Genomic DNA, 2,737 nt, shown 5'->3' on the forward strand with positions numbered 1-2,737 from the left:
TGCTACGTCTCTACAAGGATTTTGGTATTATGCAAAATCATTTTCATAGATGGAATCAGCAACGCCCGATTTTGCAGGCAATGCTACCCCTGGTTGGTGTGCTGCTAGAGAAATGCGTTATTTTGGCTACAAGCTAGTTATGCTGTCAACATGGAATGGAATTCCTATTGCTTATGACATAGTGCCTGCTAATACAGATGAAAGAATTGCTGCCAAAGGTGTTATATAGATGGTTAACTCTAGTAATATTTACGTAGATAAAGAATTTATCTCTGCTGATTGGCAGCAAGCGATCGCTCGTCGCACAGGTAATCGCATCTGGACACTTACCCGTGATAACCAAATAAAAGAACTTATCTGACAGTTAAGGGTGCTGCATCTCCTCACAAACTATTCTGGACATGGACAAATCCTCAGACCAATAAAATTGAACGCATCCATTGGTATCCTTTAGCTATGAAAGCAAAGGCAAGTGAAGATGACCGAACTGACTACTCAAATATAACTCCAGTCAAGATTGTAAATGGAAAATTAATTACACTTGAAAAGGAGAATTTACCATCAAATGAGGTCAGCACACAATAAATCTGCTTGGGTAAGGTTTGCTCCACTGAGTTTAGCCCCAGACAGGACGGCTCCACTTAAGTCAATACCAACCAAGCACGCATTACTCAGGTTGACCTCAGCAAGATCAACTCTGGTAAAGTCTCGCTCCCCTGTTTTATATCGCCTCAGCAGTTCAGTAACTTCCATCAGTTGTGCCTGTAAATAACTGCCACGATGACTGCTTTATTCAAATTGGCTACAGATTAGGCTTTTACAAGGAAATTCAAATTAAGTGCAATAAAGTCTAGGTTGAATTTAGCTTGCTATGATAAATATGAAAAGATAGTTCAATAAAACTTGATGGATTCTCTCTCCACTCTCACTAATGCTACTATCGTAGCTGGCTTTCATGCACTTTCTGAGCCATTACGGCTTCAGGTCTTAGAACTGCTGCGAGAGCAAGAACTGTGTGTCTGTGACTTGTGCGAGACTCTAGGGGTTACTCAGTCGAAACTGTCTTTCCATTTGAAAACTCTTAAAGAAGCTGGGTTAGTCCGTTCGCGTCAAGAGGGACGCTGGATTTACTACAGCCTTAATTTGGTTCAATTTGTAGTACTAGAGCAATATTTATCTGATTATCGCCGCCTAGTTCAAATATTGCCTGCCCGCTCCTGCCAAAATTCTTAAGAACATATCAAGTTTTTTTGATGAATTTTTATATCTTGTAGTTGACACTACCCGTATATATCAACTTTATTTGAAATGAGAGATATAAACTTAGTTACAGCACAGAGGGAGGTCAATGAAAGCAAAAGTTAAGAAATTGGCTCTCACGCTGGGAACGCTGGCTCTAGCGAGTAGTTGTGCAGCTGGACCAACTTCTAGTACTCAAAGTCAACAGTCTCCAATTGCTATTGAAGTTAGTAATACTCCCAAGGCTGGGACAACAATTAAAATTGATGGTTCTAGTACGGTATATCCAATTACCCAAGCGATCGCTAAAGAGTATCAAGCCGATCCAAAGAATAAGGTACAGTTTGCAATTAACATTTCCGGTACTACTGGCGGGTTTGAAAAATTTTGTGCCGGAGAAACCGACATCAGCAACGCTTCACGACCAATTTTGAAGGACGAGATGGAAGTTTGCAAGAAAAATGGTGTGGTGTATATGGAGTTTCCCATTGCTTTTGATGCACTTACCGTTGCTGTTAATCCGCAAAACAACTGGGCAAAAGACATCACAATAGCAGAATTGAAAAAGATTTGGGAACCGGAGGCCCAAGGGAAAATTACCCGATGGAACCAAGCACGTGCATCTTGGCCAGATCGTCCAATGAATTTGTATGGTGCTGGTCAAAAGTCTGGTACTTTTGACTACTTTACAGAAGCGACTGTAGGTAAAACTAGAGCCAGCCGTAATGACTACACTGCGAGTGAAGATGATGAGGTACTAGTCAATGACATAATCAAAGACCCAAACGCTTTAGGTTATTTTGGTTATTCGTATTATGAAAAACACCAAAATAAGTTAACAGCGTTGGCAATTGACAACGGCAAAGGTGCAGTACTGCCGTCGCGTCAAACTGTAGAGAAAGTTCAGTATCAACCCCTGGCTCGACCTTTGTTTATCTACGTTAATTTTCGGGATAAGCAAGACAAAGGATTAGTGAACAAATTTGTAGAATTTTACATTGATAAAGCACCAACAACAGCCAGTGCTGTGGGTTATATACCTTTACCAGATGAGAGCAAACGTCTCAATTACGTTCACTTGTATCAAGGAAAAGTGGGAACAGTATTTGGAGGAAAAGCAGAGATGAACCTAACAATTGGAGAGTTATTACGGAAGGAAGGACAGTTCTAGGCATGGACAACCCATCCAAACCAACCAACTTGTTCATGATGAAACTTTAGAATGCAAGCTGTGTGAACCCTGTGATGAACAAAAAGATTTCAAAACGCCTTTCCTTTCTTGACCGATTCTTGACCTTGTGGATTTTTCTAGCAATGGCTGTTGGGGTCTGCTTGGGATATTTTTTTCCTGGAGTTGAAGGGTTTATTAATCAGTTTCAGGTGGGAACGACCAATATACCGATCGCCATCGGGTTAATTCTGACGATGTATCCACCCTTAGCCAAGGTGCGATACGAGGAGTTAGGAGATGTATTTCGTAACGGGAAAATTCTCGGTA

6 protein-coding genes are annotated in these 2,737 nt (G+C 41.0%); 5 read left to right on the forward strand and 1 reads right to left on the reverse strand.

What is annotated here, in order from left to right:
- The first annotated feature begins 49 nt into the window (after positions 1-49).
- Both LC574_RS34650 and LC574_RS38380 read left to right on the forward strand, forming a co-directional pair.
- Complete coding sequence (locus LC574_RS34650) at positions 50-229, forward strand: hypothetical protein (protein WP_229458139.1); 180 nt, start codon at positions 50-52, stop codon at positions 227-229.
- Complete coding sequence (locus LC574_RS38380; protein ID WP_267871778.1) at positions 230-361, forward strand: hypothetical protein; 132 nt, start codon at positions 230-232, stop codon at positions 359-361. It begins immediately after the preceding gene.
- Positions 362-561: 200 nt separating this feature from the next.
- Here LC574_RS38380 and LC574_RS34655 read toward each other — a convergent pair whose 3' ends face one another.
- Complete coding sequence (locus LC574_RS34655) at positions 562-753, reverse strand: pentapeptide repeat-containing protein (RefSeq protein ID WP_229458141.1); 192 nt, start codon at positions 751-753, stop codon at positions 562-564.
- A 153-nt stretch (positions 754-906) separates the two neighbouring features.
- Between LC574_RS34655 and LC574_RS34660 the strand changes: the two genes are divergently transcribed.
- The 3 genes from LC574_RS34660 to LC574_RS34670 form a co-directional block, all read left to right on the forward strand.
- A complete protein-coding gene (locus tag LC574_RS34660) occupies positions 907-1,233 on the forward strand; it encodes a helix-turn-helix transcriptional regulator (RefSeq protein WP_229458142.1) in 327 nt (108 codons plus the stop codon).
- 115 nt (positions 1,234-1,348) lie between these two features.
- On the forward strand, positions 1,349-2,410 hold the full coding sequence (locus tag LC574_RS34665) for a PstS family phosphate ABC transporter substrate-binding protein (RefSeq protein ID WP_229458143.1): 1,062 nt from the start codon (positions 1,349-1,351) through the stop codon (positions 2,408-2,410).
- 74 nt (positions 2,411-2,484) lie between these two features.
- The coding region (locus tag LC574_RS34670; RefSeq protein WP_368736769.1) for an arsenic resistance protein at positions 2,485-2,737 on the forward strand (253 nt) is incomplete at its 3' end.

It is taken from the genome of Nostoc sp. CHAB 5715 (genome assembly GCF_020829685.1).
In the GTDB taxonomy this organism is placed as follows: domain Bacteria; phylum Cyanobacteriota; class Cyanobacteriia; order Cyanobacteriales; family Nostocaceae; genus Nostoc.

Bases quoted from the DNA above. Each gene is read 5' to 3' on its own strand.
- LC574_RS34650 (WP_229458139.1), top strand. From the start codon at position 50: ATGGAATCAGCAACGCCCGATTTTGCAGGCAATGCTACCCCTGGTTGG.
- LC574_RS38380 (WP_267871778.1), top strand. From the start codon at position 230: ATGGTTAACTCTAGTAATATTTACGTAGATAAAGAATTTATCTCTGCT.
- LC574_RS34655 (WP_229458141.1), bottom strand. From the start codon at position 753: ATGGAAGTTACTGAACTGCTGAGGCGATATAAAACAGGGGAGCGAGAC.
- LC574_RS34660 (WP_229458142.1), top strand. From the start codon at position 907: ATGGATTCTCTCTCCACTCTCACTAATGCTACTATCGTAGCTGGCTTT.
- LC574_RS34665 (WP_229458143.1), top strand. From the start codon at position 1,349: ATGAAAGCAAAAGTTAAGAAATTGGCTCTCACGCTGGGAACGCTGGCT.